The sequence below is a fragment of the Streptosporangium sp. NPDC048886 genome (assembly GCF_055586905.1).
The window spans coordinates 1-13,580 of record NZ_JBVJHH010000088.1 but is presented as its reverse complement, the minus strand read 5'-3'; the positions used below and the strand labels follow the sequence as shown (position 1 = coordinate 13,580).

The 13,580-nt window shown below is 70.2% G+C and carries 15 protein-coding genes and 1 pseudogene; 6 read left to right on the top strand and 10 right to left on the bottom strand.

Going from position 1 to position 13,580, the window contains the following annotated elements:
- Positions 1-63: 63 nt before the first annotated feature.
- Both ACZ6R6_RS48630 and ACZ6R6_RS48625 read right to left on the bottom strand, forming a co-directional pair.
- The gene (locus ACZ6R6_RS48630) at positions 64-1,326 is read right to left on the bottom strand and encodes a M81 family metallopeptidase (RefSeq protein ID WP_470104268.1); all 1,263 of its coding nucleotides are present in this window, start codon (positions 1,324-1,326) and stop codon (positions 64-66) included.
- 12 nt (positions 1,327-1,338) lie between these two features.
- Positions 1,339-2,475: an ROK family transcriptional regulator gene (locus ACZ6R6_RS48625; RefSeq protein WP_470104266.1), complete on the bottom strand. Its 1,137-nt coding sequence runs from the start codon at positions 2,473-2,475 to the stop codon at positions 1,339-1,341.
- A 223-nt stretch (positions 2,476-2,698) separates the two neighbouring features.
- Between ACZ6R6_RS48625 and ACZ6R6_RS48620 the strand changes: the two genes are divergently transcribed.
- The 3 genes from ACZ6R6_RS48620 to ACZ6R6_RS48610 all read left to right on the top strand — a co-directional run bounded on the left by ACZ6R6_RS48620 (position 2,699) and on the right by ACZ6R6_RS48610 (position 4,132).
- Positions 2,699-2,926 (top strand): hypothetical protein, encoded by a 228-nt coding sequence (locus ACZ6R6_RS48620; RefSeq protein ID WP_470104264.1) that lies wholly within the window; start codon positions 2,699-2,701, stop codon positions 2,924-2,926.
- 158 nt (positions 2,927-3,084) lie between these two features.
- The gene (locus ACZ6R6_RS48615; RefSeq protein WP_470104262.1) at positions 3,085-3,474 is read left to right on the top strand and encodes a hypothetical protein; all 390 of its coding nucleotides are present in this window, start codon (positions 3,085-3,087) and stop codon (positions 3,472-3,474) included.
- A gap of 1 nt (position 3,475) precedes the next feature.
- Complete coding sequence (locus ACZ6R6_RS48610) at positions 3,476-4,132, top strand: TetR/AcrR family transcriptional regulator (RefSeq protein ID WP_470104260.1); 657 nt, start codon at positions 3,476-3,478, stop codon at positions 4,130-4,132.
- A 482-nt stretch (positions 4,133-4,614) separates the two neighbouring features.
- On the opposite strand, the gene ACZ6R6_RS48605 is transcribed toward ACZ6R6_RS48610, so the two are convergent.
- The gene (locus ACZ6R6_RS48605) at positions 4,615-4,998 is read right to left on the bottom strand and encodes a winged helix-turn-helix transcriptional regulator (RefSeq protein ID WP_470104258.1); all 384 of its coding nucleotides are present in this window, start codon (positions 4,996-4,998) and stop codon (positions 4,615-4,617) included.
- 97 nt (positions 4,999-5,095) lie between these two features.
- Between ACZ6R6_RS48605 and ACZ6R6_RS48600 the strand changes: the two genes are divergently transcribed.
- Together ACZ6R6_RS48600 and ACZ6R6_RS48595 are read left to right on the top strand one after the other, a co-directional pair.
- Positions 5,096-5,569: a luciferase domain-containing protein gene (locus ACZ6R6_RS48600; protein ID WP_470104256.1), complete on the top strand. Its 474-nt coding sequence runs from the start codon at positions 5,096-5,098 to the stop codon at positions 5,567-5,569.
- A gap of 5 nt (positions 5,570-5,574) precedes the next feature.
- Positions 5,575-6,498, top strand: coding sequence for an NADP-dependent oxidoreductase (locus ACZ6R6_RS48595; RefSeq protein ID WP_470104254.1), 924 nt, complete (start codon positions 5,575-5,577; stop codon positions 6,496-6,498).
- A gap of 154 nt (positions 6,499-6,652) precedes the next feature.
- Here the strand turns inward: ACZ6R6_RS48595 and ACZ6R6_RS48590 are convergent, their stop codons facing one another.
- Entirely contained in the window at positions 6,653-6,907 is a 255-nt protein-coding gene (locus tag ACZ6R6_RS48590) for a nuclear transport factor 2 family protein (protein ID WP_470104252.1), read from the bottom strand.
- Positions 6,908-6,920: 13 nt separating this feature from the next.
- On the opposite strand from ACZ6R6_RS48590, the gene ACZ6R6_RS48585 reads away from it, so the two are divergent.
- Positions 6,921-7,268 carry an SbtR family transcriptional regulator gene (locus ACZ6R6_RS48585; RefSeq protein WP_470104250.1) on the top strand — a complete coding sequence of 116 codons (348 nt, stop codon included), beginning with the start codon at positions 6,921-6,923 and terminating at the stop codon, positions 7,266-7,268.
- 229 nt (positions 7,269-7,497) lie between these two features.
- Here the strand turns inward: ACZ6R6_RS48585 and ACZ6R6_RS48580 are convergent, their stop codons facing one another.
- The 6 genes and pseudogenes from ACZ6R6_RS48580 to ACZ6R6_RS48555 all read right to left on the bottom strand — a co-directional run.
- A complete protein-coding gene (locus tag ACZ6R6_RS48580) occupies positions 7,498-8,496 on the bottom strand; it encodes an RNA polymerase subunit sigma-70 (protein WP_470104248.1) in 999 nt (332 codons plus the stop codon).
- A 438-nt stretch (positions 8,497-8,934) separates the two neighbouring features.
- Positions 8,935-10,710 carry an FtsX-like permease family protein gene (locus tag ACZ6R6_RS48575; protein WP_470104246.1) on the bottom strand — a complete coding sequence of 592 codons (1,776 nt, stop codon included), beginning with the start codon at positions 10,708-10,710 and terminating at the stop codon, positions 8,935-8,937.
- A gap of 5 nt (positions 10,711-10,715) precedes the next feature.
- On the bottom strand, positions 10,716-11,456 hold the full coding sequence (locus tag ACZ6R6_RS48570; protein WP_470104244.1) for an ABC transporter ATP-binding protein: 741 nt from the start codon (positions 11,454-11,456) through the stop codon (positions 10,716-10,718).
- Positions 11,453-11,986, bottom strand: a complete 534-nt coding sequence (locus ACZ6R6_RS48565; protein ID WP_470104242.1) for a PadR family transcriptional regulator — start codon at positions 11,984-11,986, stop codon at positions 11,453-11,455. Before ACZ6R6_RS48565 ends, ACZ6R6_RS48570 begins: the two co-directional genes overlap by 4 nt.
- Positions 11,987-12,597: 611 nt before the next feature.
- On the bottom strand, positions 12,598-13,209 hold the full coding sequence (locus tag ACZ6R6_RS48560; RefSeq protein WP_470104240.1) for an RICIN domain-containing protein: 612 nt from the start codon (positions 13,207-13,209) through the stop codon (positions 12,598-12,600).
- 257 nt (positions 13,210-13,466) lie between these two features.
- A pseudogene (locus tag ACZ6R6_RS48555) lies at positions 13,467-13,580 on the bottom strand (IS5/IS1182 family transposase); the annotation flags it as partial.

Here is a 13,580-nt window from a genome sequence, read left to right as displayed (position 1 = left end):
TCGTACCGCCGAAGGCTCTACCAGCACCGCGCCCGTACCAGCCACTATCAACGGCGACACCTCCTACACAACGAAATGCTGTTGTAGTACTAGGCGCCGGTAGGACTCCAGCAGGCGGTACTGCATGCGGCGGGAGGTCAGGAACACGCTGAGCCCGCCGATGCGCACGCTGGCGACCCGGCCGCCGTCGGGATCGTCGGCCAACGCCTCCAGCGTGCCGTCCAGCAGCAGCGGCCCGGGCCGGCGGGTGTCGACGCGGCCGCCGGCGTGCACGCTGACGGGTGAGCCGACCGGCAGGTGCTCGATGCGCGACACTGCCCGGGGATCGAACAGCGAGGCGTAGACGGCGCGGACCGAGCCGTTGCGGATCTCGGGCCTGGCCAGCATCCGCTCCAGGGCGTAGGTGACGTCGGCGGCGCCGCCGGCGCCCGGGTTGTCACCTGAGTCGCTGACGAAGTACGGCCGGGCCGAGCCCACCTTCAGTGCCACGTCCAGGCACTCGTCCATGGAGCCCGTGGGGGCGACGAAGGCGAAGTCCTCGCGGGCGTCCCAGAACGCCTGTCCCAGCTCGCGTGCCGCCTGCTCGGTGGCGGCGGCGTCGATGCCGGTGGCCACGACCGCTCCGGTGCAGCGCGGCTCGTCGGCCCAGGCGAAGCCGGTCCAGATGGCCGCGTCAATGACACCGGGCCTGGCTTCGATGTCGGGGATACGGGCGTACAGACCGCGAGCCGGCTCGACGCGGGTGCTGGTCATCTCGCCGGGCAGCAGGATCGGCACCGATACCAGAGCCTTGTGCGGTCGCCCGCCGCGGCGCAGCGCGTCGACGAGGTTGCGGGCGGCGCGCTCGCGGGTTTCCCAGACATCCACGTGCGGTGCCGTGCGGTAGCAGGTCAGCAGGTCGCATCCGTCGAACAGGGTGGAGGAGACGTTGCCGTGCAGGTCCATCGCCGCTGACACCAGCGGCTCCGGACCGATCACCTCTCGGATGGCGGTGATCAGATCGCCTTCGGCGTCCTGACGCCCCACCACGCTCATCGCGCCATGGATGTCCAGCAGCACCCCGTCGAAGAGGCCGTCGGCCAGCCCCTGGAGAATCTCGATCTTCCAGGCGTCGTACGCGGCCGGTTCGACGGCGCCGCCGGGCAGGGCGCGGGCGTGGACGAGTGGCACCCACTCCACTGCGGCCGCCCACGGCTCGCCGCGCCAGCCGTACCTGTCAAGCAGGGCCTGACCGCGGGTGACGTCGAAGTCGGCCGCGCCGCTGACATGGGGGGAGAAGGTGCTGGACTCGATGTGGATGCCGCAGATGGCGATACGCAAGGACACGGTAGTGCTTTCTTAGGAGGGGAGGACGTCGGCCGAGTCGCGCAGGAGGCGGCCCAGTCCGATCAGGGCCGCGTCGGAGCCGGTAAGGCTCGCCTCGATGGACAGCGACTGGGTCAGCGATGGCAGGCAGCGCTCGTAGAGCATGCCTTTGACCGCCGCCACGTAGACGTCGAGGCTCGACAGCACGCCGCCGATGACGATGCTGTCGGGGTTGAGGAAGTTGACCAGGCCCGACAGCCCCACGCCGAGCAGCCGCCCAGCCTGCCGCACCAAGGTCACCACGGCGGGATCGGCGTCGGCGGTGGCGGCGATGATGTCGCGGGTGCTGGCCACGGGAAGGCCTCGCCCGGCCAGCTCGCGGACCAGTGCCGCGCCGCTGGCGACGGTCTCCAAGCAGCCGCGGCCGCCGCAGGAGCATTCACGCTCGCCGCTGTCGGCGACCCGGAGGTGCGTGATGTCGCCGCTCAGGCCCCGCCCGCCGCGATAGATCCCGGCGTCGCTGACCAGGGAGCCGCCGATGCCGGTGCCGGCCTTCACGTAGATCATGTCACCGGTCTCGCGGCGGGTGGCGTACTCGCCCATGGCGGCGGCCTTGGCGTCGTTGTCGACGAGCACGGTCACGCCGAAGCGGTCACGCAGATCGCTCTGCACGTCGTAGCCGCTCCAGCCGGGCATGCGGGCCGGGCCGACGAGCCGCCCACGCGGGTACTCGATGGGCCCTGGCAGGGCGACACCGACGCCCAGCAGACGCTGGTCGGGCGTGTGGGCGGCCCTGATGGCGTCGAAGGCCGCGGTGATCTCGGTGAAGATCGATTCGGGGCCGGCTCCTATGTCGATGGCAGACTCCTCGGCGGCGATGAGGACTCCGGAGGGCGAGCACAGGCCCACGCGGGCATGGTGGCCGCCCAGCTCGACCACGGCGAACACGCCACCGGCGTCGCGCAGCCGGAGGATCTTGGGACGGCGTCCCCCGGTGGAGACGCCGACGCCCTCCTCCAGGATCGTGCCCTCCTCCAGCAGACGGCGCACCACGCTGGAGACGGTCGATGGAGCCACCTGCAGGGTCTCCACCAAATCCGCGCGGGAGGTGGCCCTGCTACTGGCCAGCAGACTCAACGTCTGCTCCCGCAGACTGGCGGGGTCCGCCATGCCTCTCCTCCCTGAGGAACCGATCGGGGTCCATCGTCGAGCACGGAGACCATCGCCGAAAAATCTCCTCGCCCAGACCATAGCTCGAAATAAGCTGGCCGAACAAAGTTAAATCTTCCATTGACTTCCAACTTCCCCCTCTATGTATTTCCCGGACCAACGGCCCCTGAAGAGGCACACCCACGTCTCGACGAGGAGAACCATGGGGACGAGAATCCGCATCGTGAGCGGCGTGGCCATCGGGCTCAGCCTGGCCGCCCGCAGCGCGGGCGCCGACGGCGGAAGAATGCCGGTCGTGGGGGCCGGCCGCGTCATCGCCGGTACCAACGACGTGCCTGGTGCGCCAGAGGCGCTCAGCGTCATCAGCAGCGTGGCTTCCTGGATCGGCGCGGCCGCCGTCGCAGCGGGCGCGCTGTTGGCCCTGGCCATGATTGCGGCGCTTCTCAGCTGAGCGCCTCGCCCCAAGGCACCCGGCGCCGCGCATCCCATCACACCGGTGCTTCACCGTTCGGCTGAGCCGGGCGCACGTCGACACCGCCTGACCCACGGCCCCACGCGGGACGCCGACAGCTCTTGCGATTCATTATCCAGACGGATAAATTTATCCACATGGATAATGAGAGGGTTTGGGGCCTGGTCCGCGGTCTCTTCGTCACCGTCCTCGTCCTGTGGGTGGCGACGCTGGGCGTCGCCGCCGTCGTAGGCGGCACCTGGGTAGTGTGGCTGCGCGGGGCCGCCGTGGCCGCGGCCTCCGTCTGGCTCGTCGTCCTGGCCGGGCAGGCCGCCCGCGGCAACCGGTCGGCCTACGTGCGCATCCGTCTGGTCACCATCGCCGCGCCCATCGGCATCGTGCTCATCCTCGTGGCGCCCGACAGCGGCTATCCCGGGTGGATGAAGGCGGAGCAGGGCCTGGTCGGCGTCCTGGTCGCCGCGGTCGCGCTCATCGTCAACCGACGTGCCATGCGTGAGGCGTTCCCCAAGCGTGGCAAGCTGAGCTGATATGGAGATCGCCGGGACGCGCCGGGCGGCCACCGAGGCCCGCAGGGCCCAGATCGCCTCCGCCACCATCGCCGTGCTCGCCGAGCGGGGTTACGCGGAGACCACGTTCGAGGCCATCTGCGAGCATGCCGGGCTGAGCAGCAAGCGGCTGATCTCCTATCACTTCTCCAACAAGGAGCAACTGCTCGAGGCCGTCGTCCGGCAGGTCATCGCCGACGCGGCCGCCTTCATGCGTCCCGCGCTCGACGCCGCCTCCGGAGCCCGTGCGCAACTGGAGGCGTTCATCAGGGCGAACATCGCCTTCATCGCTGCCAATCCCGCGCACGTGCGCGCGGTGCAGCAGATCGCGTTCAACCAGGTGCCCGTCGGCGGAGGGGAGCGGGACGCCGCAGTCGCCAGGCTGGTGGAGCTGTTCGCGGACGGGCAGCGTACGGGAGCGTTCCGGACATTCGACAGCGTGCTGATGAGCGTGGCCCTGCGCTCGGCCATCGACGCGACGGCCGAGCGGGTCATCGACGGCCTCGATCCCGACCACTGCGCGAACGAGCTCATCCAGATATTCGACAGGGCGACACGGGCTGAACCGCCACCGGAGAGCAGGTCCGTGTCGCGGACGCAGTCCGGGCAGTCGTCGACGCCACCCTCCATGAACGTGTAGAACCCACGGTGCTCGCGGAGCGGCCGGCCGGTCTTGCACCGACGCCACAGTGCATACCACGCGGCCGCCCGGCCTCGGTCGTACCGACGCACCGCGGCCTCGACCCCGTGCCCGAGGATGCGTACGGCCAGCTCTGGATCGGTCCCCTCCACCCAGCGTCCAACCCAGTGATCGGTGGCCTCCATGACCTCCCGATCGTTGCGCGACTCCGTCCGCCGTCCCGACCGATACGTCCCGGGCGTCTTGTGGATACCGAAGACGTACTCGTAAACGGTGCGCGTCCTCGGCCCGGACCCGGCCCGCAGCCGGGCCATCACCGAGTTATGAAGCTCGGGCGCCCACACCCGACCCATGCCCGCCGGCACGTCGGCGTCGTCGTCGAACAGCGCCTCAACGTAGCGGTCCAGATCGCTCATCGGCCCCTTCCGGTGCGACGCTCCCGGAGACTGCAGGCTCGCGGGGGACGACGCCGGTTTGGCGGGTCACGACGCGTCGTAGCGCAGGCGGGAGGCGGCCACGTACTCGCGGTGCTGCTCGGCCCATGTGATGAGCCCAGAGACCTGGGCCGAGAGCGTCTGCCCGACGGGGGTGAGGGCGTAGTCCACCCGGGGCGGGGAGGTGGGGGTGACGGTCCGCTCGACCAGGCCATCGCGCTCCAGGCTGCGCAGGGTCAGGGTGAGCATCCGCTGGGATATGCCCTCGATGGCGCGCTGCAGTTCGGAGTAGCGCTTGGGCCCGCTGCCGAGCAGGTTCATCACCAGGACGCTCCATTTGTCCCCGACGCGGTCGAGGATGTCGCGCAGCCGGCAGGTCGGGTGATCCTCGCCGATCGTTTCGCGCACATCGGTGTGCCTTGCGCGGGTCAAAGTGCCTTCTTCCGTCATGGCGGCATTGTGGACCAGACTCCAAAGGCACACAAGAAGTAACCAACGCACAGAAAGTGCTGTTGCGATGAGCGTCGACTTGACCGATCCTCCACTCCGATCCGGCCCTCGCCCACGGACCACGGGCCTGGAGATCCCGCACGACCAGCTCGACCAGTTCTCCCCGCCACACATCAGGGCCGCCCTGGTGGCGGACGCGCAGGCGCTGGCGGGCGTGTTCACCGGCCCCAGCCAGGTGTCCGAGCCCGCCTCGCTGGCGCTGCGACTGCACGAGCCCGCCGGGCCATGGGCGGCGTTCCTGCACCCCAGCCGCGACGAGTTCGGGCACATCCACCGCTCGGGCTTCCTCCATCTCACCGTGCCCATGCCGCTGATCGAGCCGCTTGGGCAGGCGGGGTGGATCGAGCCGCATCCGATCAGCCGTCGTCCTGAGTGGCCGGACACGATCGTGATGCTGTACGCCCCCCGCGACGAGGCCGAACTGGCCGTCGCCCGCGCTGTCCTGCGCGCCTCCTGGCGGCAGGCCACCGCATCTTCTACGGAAACGGAGTGATCCTTATGCGTGCCATGGCTTTCACCGGCTTCGGCGCCGACCTGGCGGCCACCGACCTGCCCGTGCCCGAGCCCGGTCCCGGTGAGGTGCTGGTCCAGGTGCTGGCCTCCTCGGTCAACGGCTTTGATCTGGGCGTGCTGGGCGGCTACCTCAAGGGCGTGTACGACTACGACTTCCCCGTCGTGCTCGGCAAGGACTTCGCCGGCACCGTGGCGGCCGTCGGCGCCGGCGTGACCGGCCTGACGCCGGGTGAGGACGTGTTCGGCGTGGTCGTGCGCCCGACCCTGGGGCAAGGCGGCTTCGCCGAGTACGTGGTGGTGAGCCGGCAGTACGGCCTGGCCAAGATCCCCGACGGGCTCGACCGCACCCGCGCGGGTGTGCTGGGACTGGCCGGTAGCGCCGCGCTCAACGCCATCGACGCCGTCGCCCCGGCACCGGGGGAAACCGTCCTGATCTCAGGTGCGACCGGCGGCGTGGGCGCGTTCGCCATCCAAATGGCCGCCGCGCGCGGCGCCAGCGTGATCGCCACCGCCAGGCCCGGTGCCGAAGCCGCCTTCGTCACCGGCCTGGGCGCCACCTGGGCCGTCGACCACACCGACCTGCGGGCGCAGGTACGCGCGATCGCGCCCGACGGGGTGGATGCCGCGCTGCACCTGGCGGGCGACGGCCTCACCGTCGCCGCCCTGCTGGCCGACAGCGGGCGGCTGGCCTCCACCCTGCACTACCTGCCCGACGAGCCCGGCCGCGACATCAAGGCCACGGCGGTGATGGCCGACCCCAACCCGGCCACCCTCGCCCGGCTCGCCGCCGACGCTGCCGAAGGACGCCTGCGGGTGCCAGTGGCCCGTTCCTACCCGCTGGCCGAGGTGCCGCGCGCGATCGCCGACTTCACCGCCGGAACCGTCGGCAAGCTCGCCGTCACGATCTGAAGGAGGCGCCGCGACCACCGACGCCGAATCGGGGTCTCGGTAGTGACGGCGCAGGAAACAACGGATACGCAGGTCAGAGCCCCCGGCGGCTGGTGCGGCGCCGCAGAGATCCCTAAGGGGTCGCCGACTGTTCGTGACGGGAAATCACTTATGGCTATCCGGCGCCTGAAAGTGCCCGCTGCCCTTTGGACAGGGCGCGTACGTGATCGTCGGCCACCTCGGTGAGGATGACGTTGGTCACGTGATGCCCGACCGGGTTGCCCTCGCCCAGCGCGAGCGCCGCCTCGCGGATCGAGGTCAGCCCCTGGACGACCTCGGAGCCGAAATCGCCGACATCGTAGACGACGTCGGCGGTGAACAGCTCGTCCAGCCGGTCGAGTTCGCCACCGTCGATGAGGTGACCGTGCATCGAGATCAGCTCGGTGACGGCCGACGCGCTCTTCGACTGGCTGGATCGCTCCGTCATCCACGTCGCGACCAAACGCGCCCTCGCCATGGGCGCCACGGACAGCAGGCGGGCGGAACTGTTCGACCGCCGGCACGAGTCAATGAGGTCGGCCGCGTCGGCCCTCCTGCTCCGCGCGCAGCAGGAGGGCGCCGCCCGTTCCGATCTCGACGTGGCTGACCTGCTGGCCCTGACGGGCGCGGCGGCCATGACCGGCGCCGACCCCGGCCACGCGCAGCGCCTCCTACGGATCCTGCGGCACGGCCTGCAGGTCCAGTCGCTGCGGCGAACGAGACAGCGGCCGCGTTCCACGCGGGAGTCGTAGCACCAGCGGTAGGGCAGAGCTGTCGCGTTGTAACGCACTCGTCCAGCGTGCCGGGTCTGCGCTCGGCGAGCGCCGTGAAGAACTCGGGGAACCGCGCGTAGACCGTGAACTGGTCGGTGCGGACGTGAACCGCGACCAGCGGATCGAACCCGCCTTCAACGCACGGCAGGTGGCCCTGGCCCCGGGGGTGACGGTGCGCCACCGCGCAACGCGAGCGTCCACACCGGGACTACTGCGTGCCGTCCGCCGGCAGGCGCTCCGGCAGCCCGAGCCGCGGGAACCGGTCGTCGTGGAACGTGACGATCTCGGTGATCGCCCCGCCGGTGACGCGTAGGACGTCGATCGTCAGCGGCAGGTACGCGCCCTCCCACTTCCGCCAGAGGTAGAAGGCGACGGCGGGCTGCCGGTTCACGGAGGTGAGGACGGCGCGCAGGTGCTTCATGTCCTCGAAGCCGCTCTCGACCCAGTCGTTCACCACCGTGTCGCGGCCGACGTACAGGCCCGGCGTGGGCGGCATCGAGCAGCGGACGTCGTCCCGCAGCAGTGCGGCGAGCCCGTCGACGTCCGTGGCCACGCTGGCGTCGGTATAGCGGCGCACCAGCTCGCGCGTCCCGGCGTCCTCCTCGCCGCCGGTCCAGTCCTGCCGCTCGGCGGGCAGGTGCTCCCGCATGCCGGCGCGGGCCCGCTGCAGCGCGCTGTTCACGGAGTTGACGGAGTCCCCGAGGAGCTCCGCGACGTCCTTCGCCGGCCAGCCGAGCACGTCCCGCAGGATCAGCACGGCCCGCGGGCGCGGCGCGAGGTGCTGGACTGCGACCAGGTACGCCAGCTCGATCGTCTCCCGCGCGACGGCGACGGTCTCCGGCTCGTCCGCGTCGCCCGCGGGCAGCTCGTCGAGAAGCCAGTCCGGGTAGGGCTGCAGCCACAGCACCTCGCCGCCGGTCGCAGGCTCCGGGCGGCACTTGGCGAGCAGGTCCAGGCAGGCGTTGGTGGCGATCCGGTACAGCCAGGCCCGGAACGTCGACCGCCCCTCGAAGGTCTCCCGCCGCCGCCAGGCACGGAGGAACGTCTCCTGCACGGTGTCCTCGGCGTCTTCGAACGACCCGAGCATCCGGTAGCAGTGCACGTGCAGCTCCCGCCGGTGCCGCTCCGCCAGCCCCGAGAACGCCGGCTCGTCGACCTCGCCCAGCCCGCTCACGCCCAGCTCCTCCAGTCGCGTGTCCGCACTCATCACGTCATCCTTCCGCCTCGTCGTGTCCCGTCGTAGGTGTGACGGATGCGGGCGCGACAACTCATCACTAGGTTCTGTTTTGTGGATCATCTGAGCCACAGCAGTAGGCAGGCGATGGTCACGGCCGATCGGAGATACCGCCATCCACCGTTCCGATGTAGCTCGTGTCGTTGAGGGCCGACAGTTGTCACCGTTCAGTGCCTCTGGGTTGGTTTTTGTGTCATGCCCCTAGCAAGATTGCCTGCGCTGCGGCCGCCTCTGCGTCCGTGGCGCAGGCGCGCGGTCATGGTCGACGTCAGGGGTCCGCAGGACTGTCGCCGCCGCGCTGCGTGGCGAGCGGCCGCCGAGGCCTTCCTGGCCACCCTCGCTAATGCGCCGTATTCCGGTGGCACCCCCAAACACGGGTCAGGACCGCTGACGCCTCCTGGGCTGGGTCGGTCAGGCCGCCTCTGCGCTGAGGGTCTGCGCCACGGGTCGGCGGGCCGCCAGGCGTGCGGGCAGGGCGGTGAGTGCTGCTGTCACCAGGAGAGTCGCGAGTGCGGCGCCGAGCAGCCAGGAGGAGGGGGGTTCCGCCGAATTCCTGGCGGCGAAGAGCGAGAGCAGGCCGACGCCCAGAGGAACGCCGATGACGGCGCCGGGCAGCGCGGGCAGAAGCTGGGCAACGGACAGCCCCGCGGAGATCTGTCCCGGAGTGGCGCCAAGGGTGCGTGCGATGGCCATGTTCGCCCGGGCCTCCATGGCGGTGGTCCAGGTGAACGTGAGGGTGTTCACGACGGCGACTGCGATCAGCAGGACGGTGACCGCCACCATCAGCCGGCGGTCGTGAATGCCCCGCAGGTTGGGCAGGACGGAGGAGCCATCCAGGCCGTAGCCCCTCTCCGGCTGGGCGTGGAGAGTCAGCAGGGCGACGATCGCGATCACTGTGGTGGCGGTGGAGCACGCCTGCAGCACGGCGCGGCCCGGCCGGCGAGCAGTCAGCCGCAGCCCGAGCAGGAGCGGCGTGGGCAGCAGCGCGGACAGCGCGGTGAGCCAGGGGCGGTGACGGGGCTGATGCGCGGTGGCGGTCAGCGCCGTGACGGTCGCCGTACGCATGGCCCGCAGCGTGGACAGCACCGCCACCGCCACGGCGAGGACGGTCGCGGTGGCAACGGTACCGCCGGTCAGCCCGGCGGCACCGATCCGGCTGGCGGTAGGGCTGGCGACGGCGGGCACGGTCAGGCGGGCGATCGTCAGCCCCAGCGCGTCGCCGGCCAGCGCCAGCGCCAGGTATTCGGTGAGCAGGACGGTGACGATCAGCCCCGGGGTGGCGCCGACGGCCTTGAGCAGCCCCGCCCGACGTGTCTGCTCGGCGGCGCGTCCCGCGGCCAGCGCCGCCACTCCGGTGATGGCCAGGAAGCTGAGCAGCCAGCTACCGACGACCAGGATCGGCTGGCTGTTCCTGAGGATGACCATGTCCTGCTTGGCCGTGAACTGCCAGGTATGGAAGTTCACCCTGAGGGAGGCGGTGCGGTGGGCGTCCGGGAAGGCCTCGGTCCCGGCGGGGTCGCGCAGTTTGAGGTCCAGCGCCAAGGTCACCGGGAGATCATGGGACGACGCCAGGGCCCGGGCATCGGATCGGGTCATCCAGGCCAGGCCGGTGTAGTCGCTGGGGCCGCCGTACGGGCCGATCTGCGCCGCCCAGGGGTAGATGGAGGTGGCCGCGGTCACGGCGATCCCGACGACGGGATACGACCGGCCGGCGATGGTGACGTGGTCGCCGACGCCGACGCCCAGCGCGGTGGCGAAGCCGCGTTCGAGGACCGTGCCGCCGGAGCGCACCCACTGCCCCGAGGTCACCAGCGGCCGGTTGACCGCGCCGGGCGTCTCGGCGAAGCCCTGCACCACCACCGGGGACGACGTGGAATCGCGCGTGGTGAGGTCGGCGTAGACGACGCGATAGGGGCCGTGGTGGGCGATGACTTCGGGATCGTTCGCCAGCGAGGTCAGGGCCGAGGTCACGGCGGGGCCCGTCTCGCCGGAGAGTGCCACCACGTCCGGCCCGGCGGTGGCCGCGCGGGTCTGCTCGTACAGCGCGTCGCTCACGCCGCGCAGGGACAGGCCCAATGCCAGGGTGGCGGTCGCCACGGTCACCGCGAGCAGGAGCATCGCCGCCTGGACCCTGTGCCGGCGCACGTCAGCCAGCACCAGGCGCACGACGAGCACGATGGAGCCCATGACGTTCAGCCCTCCAGCCCGATCAGCCCGCCGAGCCACCCGGTACCGGTGCCGGCCAGCCGCATGTCGTCGACGAACATCCCGTCGCGCATCGAGACCAGCCGATCCGCCGTGGCCGCGACCCGCTCGTCATGCGTGACGATCACAAGCGTCTGTCCCGCCGTACGCAGATCTTCGAAGATCCTCAGCACATCGAGGGTCGCCGCGGTGTCGAGGTTGCCGGTCGGCTCGTCGGCCAGGACGACCAGCGGGTCGTTGGCCAGCGCGCGGGCGATGGCGACCCGCTGACGCTGCCCGCCCGACAGTTGCGACGGCAGATGCCGGGCGCGGTCGGCGAGCCCGACCCGTTCCAGCAGCAGGCTCGCGCGCCGTCTGGCCTGGCGGCGCGAGCGCCCGGCCAGTAGCGCGGGCAGCTCCACGTTCTCGGCCGCCGACAGCTCCTCCACCAGGTAGAAGGCCTGAAAGACGAACCCCACCGACCGGCGTCGCATGCGCGCCAGAGCTCGCTCGCTCAGCGTGTCGATGCGCCGCCCGGCCACCCACACCTCTCCATCAGTAGGCCGCTCCAGGCCGCCCAGCAGGTGCAGCAGGGTGGATTTCCCGCAGCCGCTGGGCCCCATCACCGCCAGCGTCTGCCCCTGCGGCACTTCCAGGTCGATCTCGTCCACCGCGCGGACCCGGCTCTGCCCCTGACCGTGCGTCTTCACCAGGCCGCAGACCCGGACCGCCGCACTTGACATGTTCATCCACCCTCGACTTCGTCGTCGACCTTGGACCAGACTCGCTCACAGGCATCCAGCCAACGCAGGTCCGCCTGCAACCGCAGCACAACCCCTTCCAGCAGCAGCCCGGCGCCCGACCCCGCCGGCTCGGCCAGCGCCGCCTGCTGCGCCTCACGCAGGCGGCGCAGCAACTCACGGCGCTGCGCCGCCACCAGCTCCACCGGGTCGGCCAGCCGGGCCGCCGCAGCGGCGGCGAGCTTGAGGTGAAACTCCGCCAGGTCCGGTTTCGGCCAGCCCACCTCGGCCAACCAGGCGGCCACCCGCTGCTGCCCGGCCGGCGTCAGCGCGTAAACCTTGCGCTCCGGCCGTTCGGGAAGTCCGTTCGCCCGCTCGCAGACGACAAGGCCCGCTTTCTCCAGCCGGGTCAAGGTCACATAGATCTGACCGGGGTTCATTGCCTCACCCAGCGGGCCGAGACTCTGCCGCAGCCGAGCACGCAGGTGGTACCCGTGTGATGGTTCCTTGGCGAGCATCGCCAGCACCGCGTCCTGCACTTCACTCCCTAACGGTTAGCTAATAGATAGCGGTTATCCGTGAGAGGTGTCAAAACGCTACGCCTGGCGATCTTTTGGACCGGCCCGCCATCGGGCGAGGGATGGAGAGAAAGGCAAAGGTAAGGGGCGGGCCGGTAGGTCTGTCCCGGCGAGGACGGTGAACCCGCGTGGAAGGCTCCATGGTTCTCATAAACGGGGGGGCCATTCTCGGAGCAAGATCGAAGCCCGAGGGCGAGAGCAGCCAGGCCCTCGATCTGCTCGCACAACTCGTTCTCACTCGAACGCGGAGCCGCTCATTTCTGAGAACTGTTTGTGAGAGCTCCCTCCGGCGCCGCCGTGTCAACGGATGTGACAGTAGAGCCGACTCACCGTTCCGCTCCTACTGGGCTCCCGGACCCACCGGGCCTCTACTGCGTGCACCGTGGCTGAGCTGGCCGCCCCAGTTCCGCGCGAAGGCGCCCTGCACACGGAACCGGGCCTGTCAGGTGGCGGTACAACGCCGCCCGCGGCGGGCAACTTCCCTCTCGACGAGGACGCCCCCGCAGGTAAGCGGCGGGGGCGGGCCCCGCCACCACGCATTGGGGGGCAGGATGCGTCAGCCGCTTCGCCGTTTAGAGGACGTCCCTCCACTTGGACAGATCCGTGCCCGGCTTGCTCGTTTCGTAGATGCCCTTTCTGTGGGTGGGCACGGCTTCGCCGGACAGTTCGACCTGGTCGAAGCGCCACTGCTGGTTGGCGCCACCGCGGGCCGCCAGCACGGCCCGGTGGTTGCCGTGGCCGTCGGACAGGACGGTGGCGACCTTGTCCTCATGCGGGCGCGGCCAGATCATCCCCCCGCCGGAGTTCCACTGGGTCTGGCCCGGCACGCCCCAGCCCTGCAGGCCCAGCCCGACCGGCTGGGAGAAGCCGTCCAGGGGTCCGACGTGGAGGGTGAAGGTGCTGCGGATGTCCTTGTTGACGTTGACCAGGTGCCAGTCCTCGTCGCCGTAGGTGTTCTTGATCTCGCTGAAGAACCACATCTCGCCCCGGTGGCCCGTGGGCGTGCGGAGGGTGAGGACCTGGTCGTTGGTGTGGGAGTAGGGGATGTAGCCCTCCTCGCCGGTCCAGCGGTCCTGAGCCTTCTGGGCGCCGTGGGTGGTGCCCCCGTGTGCGGCGGCCAGGCACAGCCCGGTGCCCTCGTTGACGATGCGGAAGAACTTGCCGGATGGGAACGCGTCGCTCACTTCACTCCTTGAAAAGGATCTATAGCTCATAGTGACGAACTGAGGGGCGACCCCCCCTCTCGTCAACATTTACCTAGAGTGACAGACTATCTACACACGGTTCATATTGTGCGGCACCCTCGGCCTGACTCGCTGCACCTACCAACCGGCACACCAGTCCTGCGGTGCCCTCACCTCAGAGCAGGTCAGGGGCACATCCGTTGGATTTTGCGCGATTGCTACCGGGACCCCGGGACCCCTAGGTTCTGTTTTGTGGATCATCTGAGCCACAGCAGTAGGCAGGCGATGGTCACGGCCGATCGGTAGTGGGCGGCGAGCTTGTCGTAGCGGGTGGCGATGCCTTTGAAGTGCTTGAGCCGGTTGAAGCAGCG

Excerpts from the sequence above, each read along its gene's own strand:
- ACZ6R6_RS48575 (WP_470104246.1), bottom strand. The coding sequence starts at position 10,710 with ATGGGCTCCATCGTGCTCGTCGTGCGCCTGGTGCTGGCTGACGTGCGC.
- ACZ6R6_RS48610 (WP_470104260.1), top strand. The coding sequence starts at position 3,476 with ATGGAGATCGCCGGGACGCGCCGGGCGGCCACCGAGGCCCGCAGGGCC.
- ACZ6R6_RS48615 (WP_470104262.1), top strand. The coding sequence starts at position 3,085 with ATGGATAATGAGAGGGTTTGGGGCCTGGTCCGCGGTCTCTTCGTCACC.
- ACZ6R6_RS48625 (WP_470104266.1), bottom strand. The coding sequence starts at position 2,475 with ATGGCGGACCCCGCCAGTCTGCGGGAGCAGACGTTGAGTCTGCTGGCC.
- ACZ6R6_RS48590 (WP_470104252.1), bottom strand. The coding sequence starts at position 6,907 with ATGCACGGTCACCTCATCGACGGTGGCGAACTCGACCGGCTGGACGAG.
- ACZ6R6_RS48580 (WP_470104248.1), bottom strand. The coding sequence starts at position 8,496 with ATGAGTGCGGACACGCGACTGGAGGAGCTGGGCGTGAGCGGGCTGGGC.
- ACZ6R6_RS48595 (WP_470104254.1), top strand. The coding sequence starts at position 5,575 with ATGCGTGCCATGGCTTTCACCGGCTTCGGCGCCGACCTGGCGGCCACC.
- ACZ6R6_RS48570 (WP_470104244.1), bottom strand. The coding sequence starts at position 11,456 with ATGAACATGTCAAGTGCGGCGGTCCGGGTCTGCGGCCTGGTGAAGACG.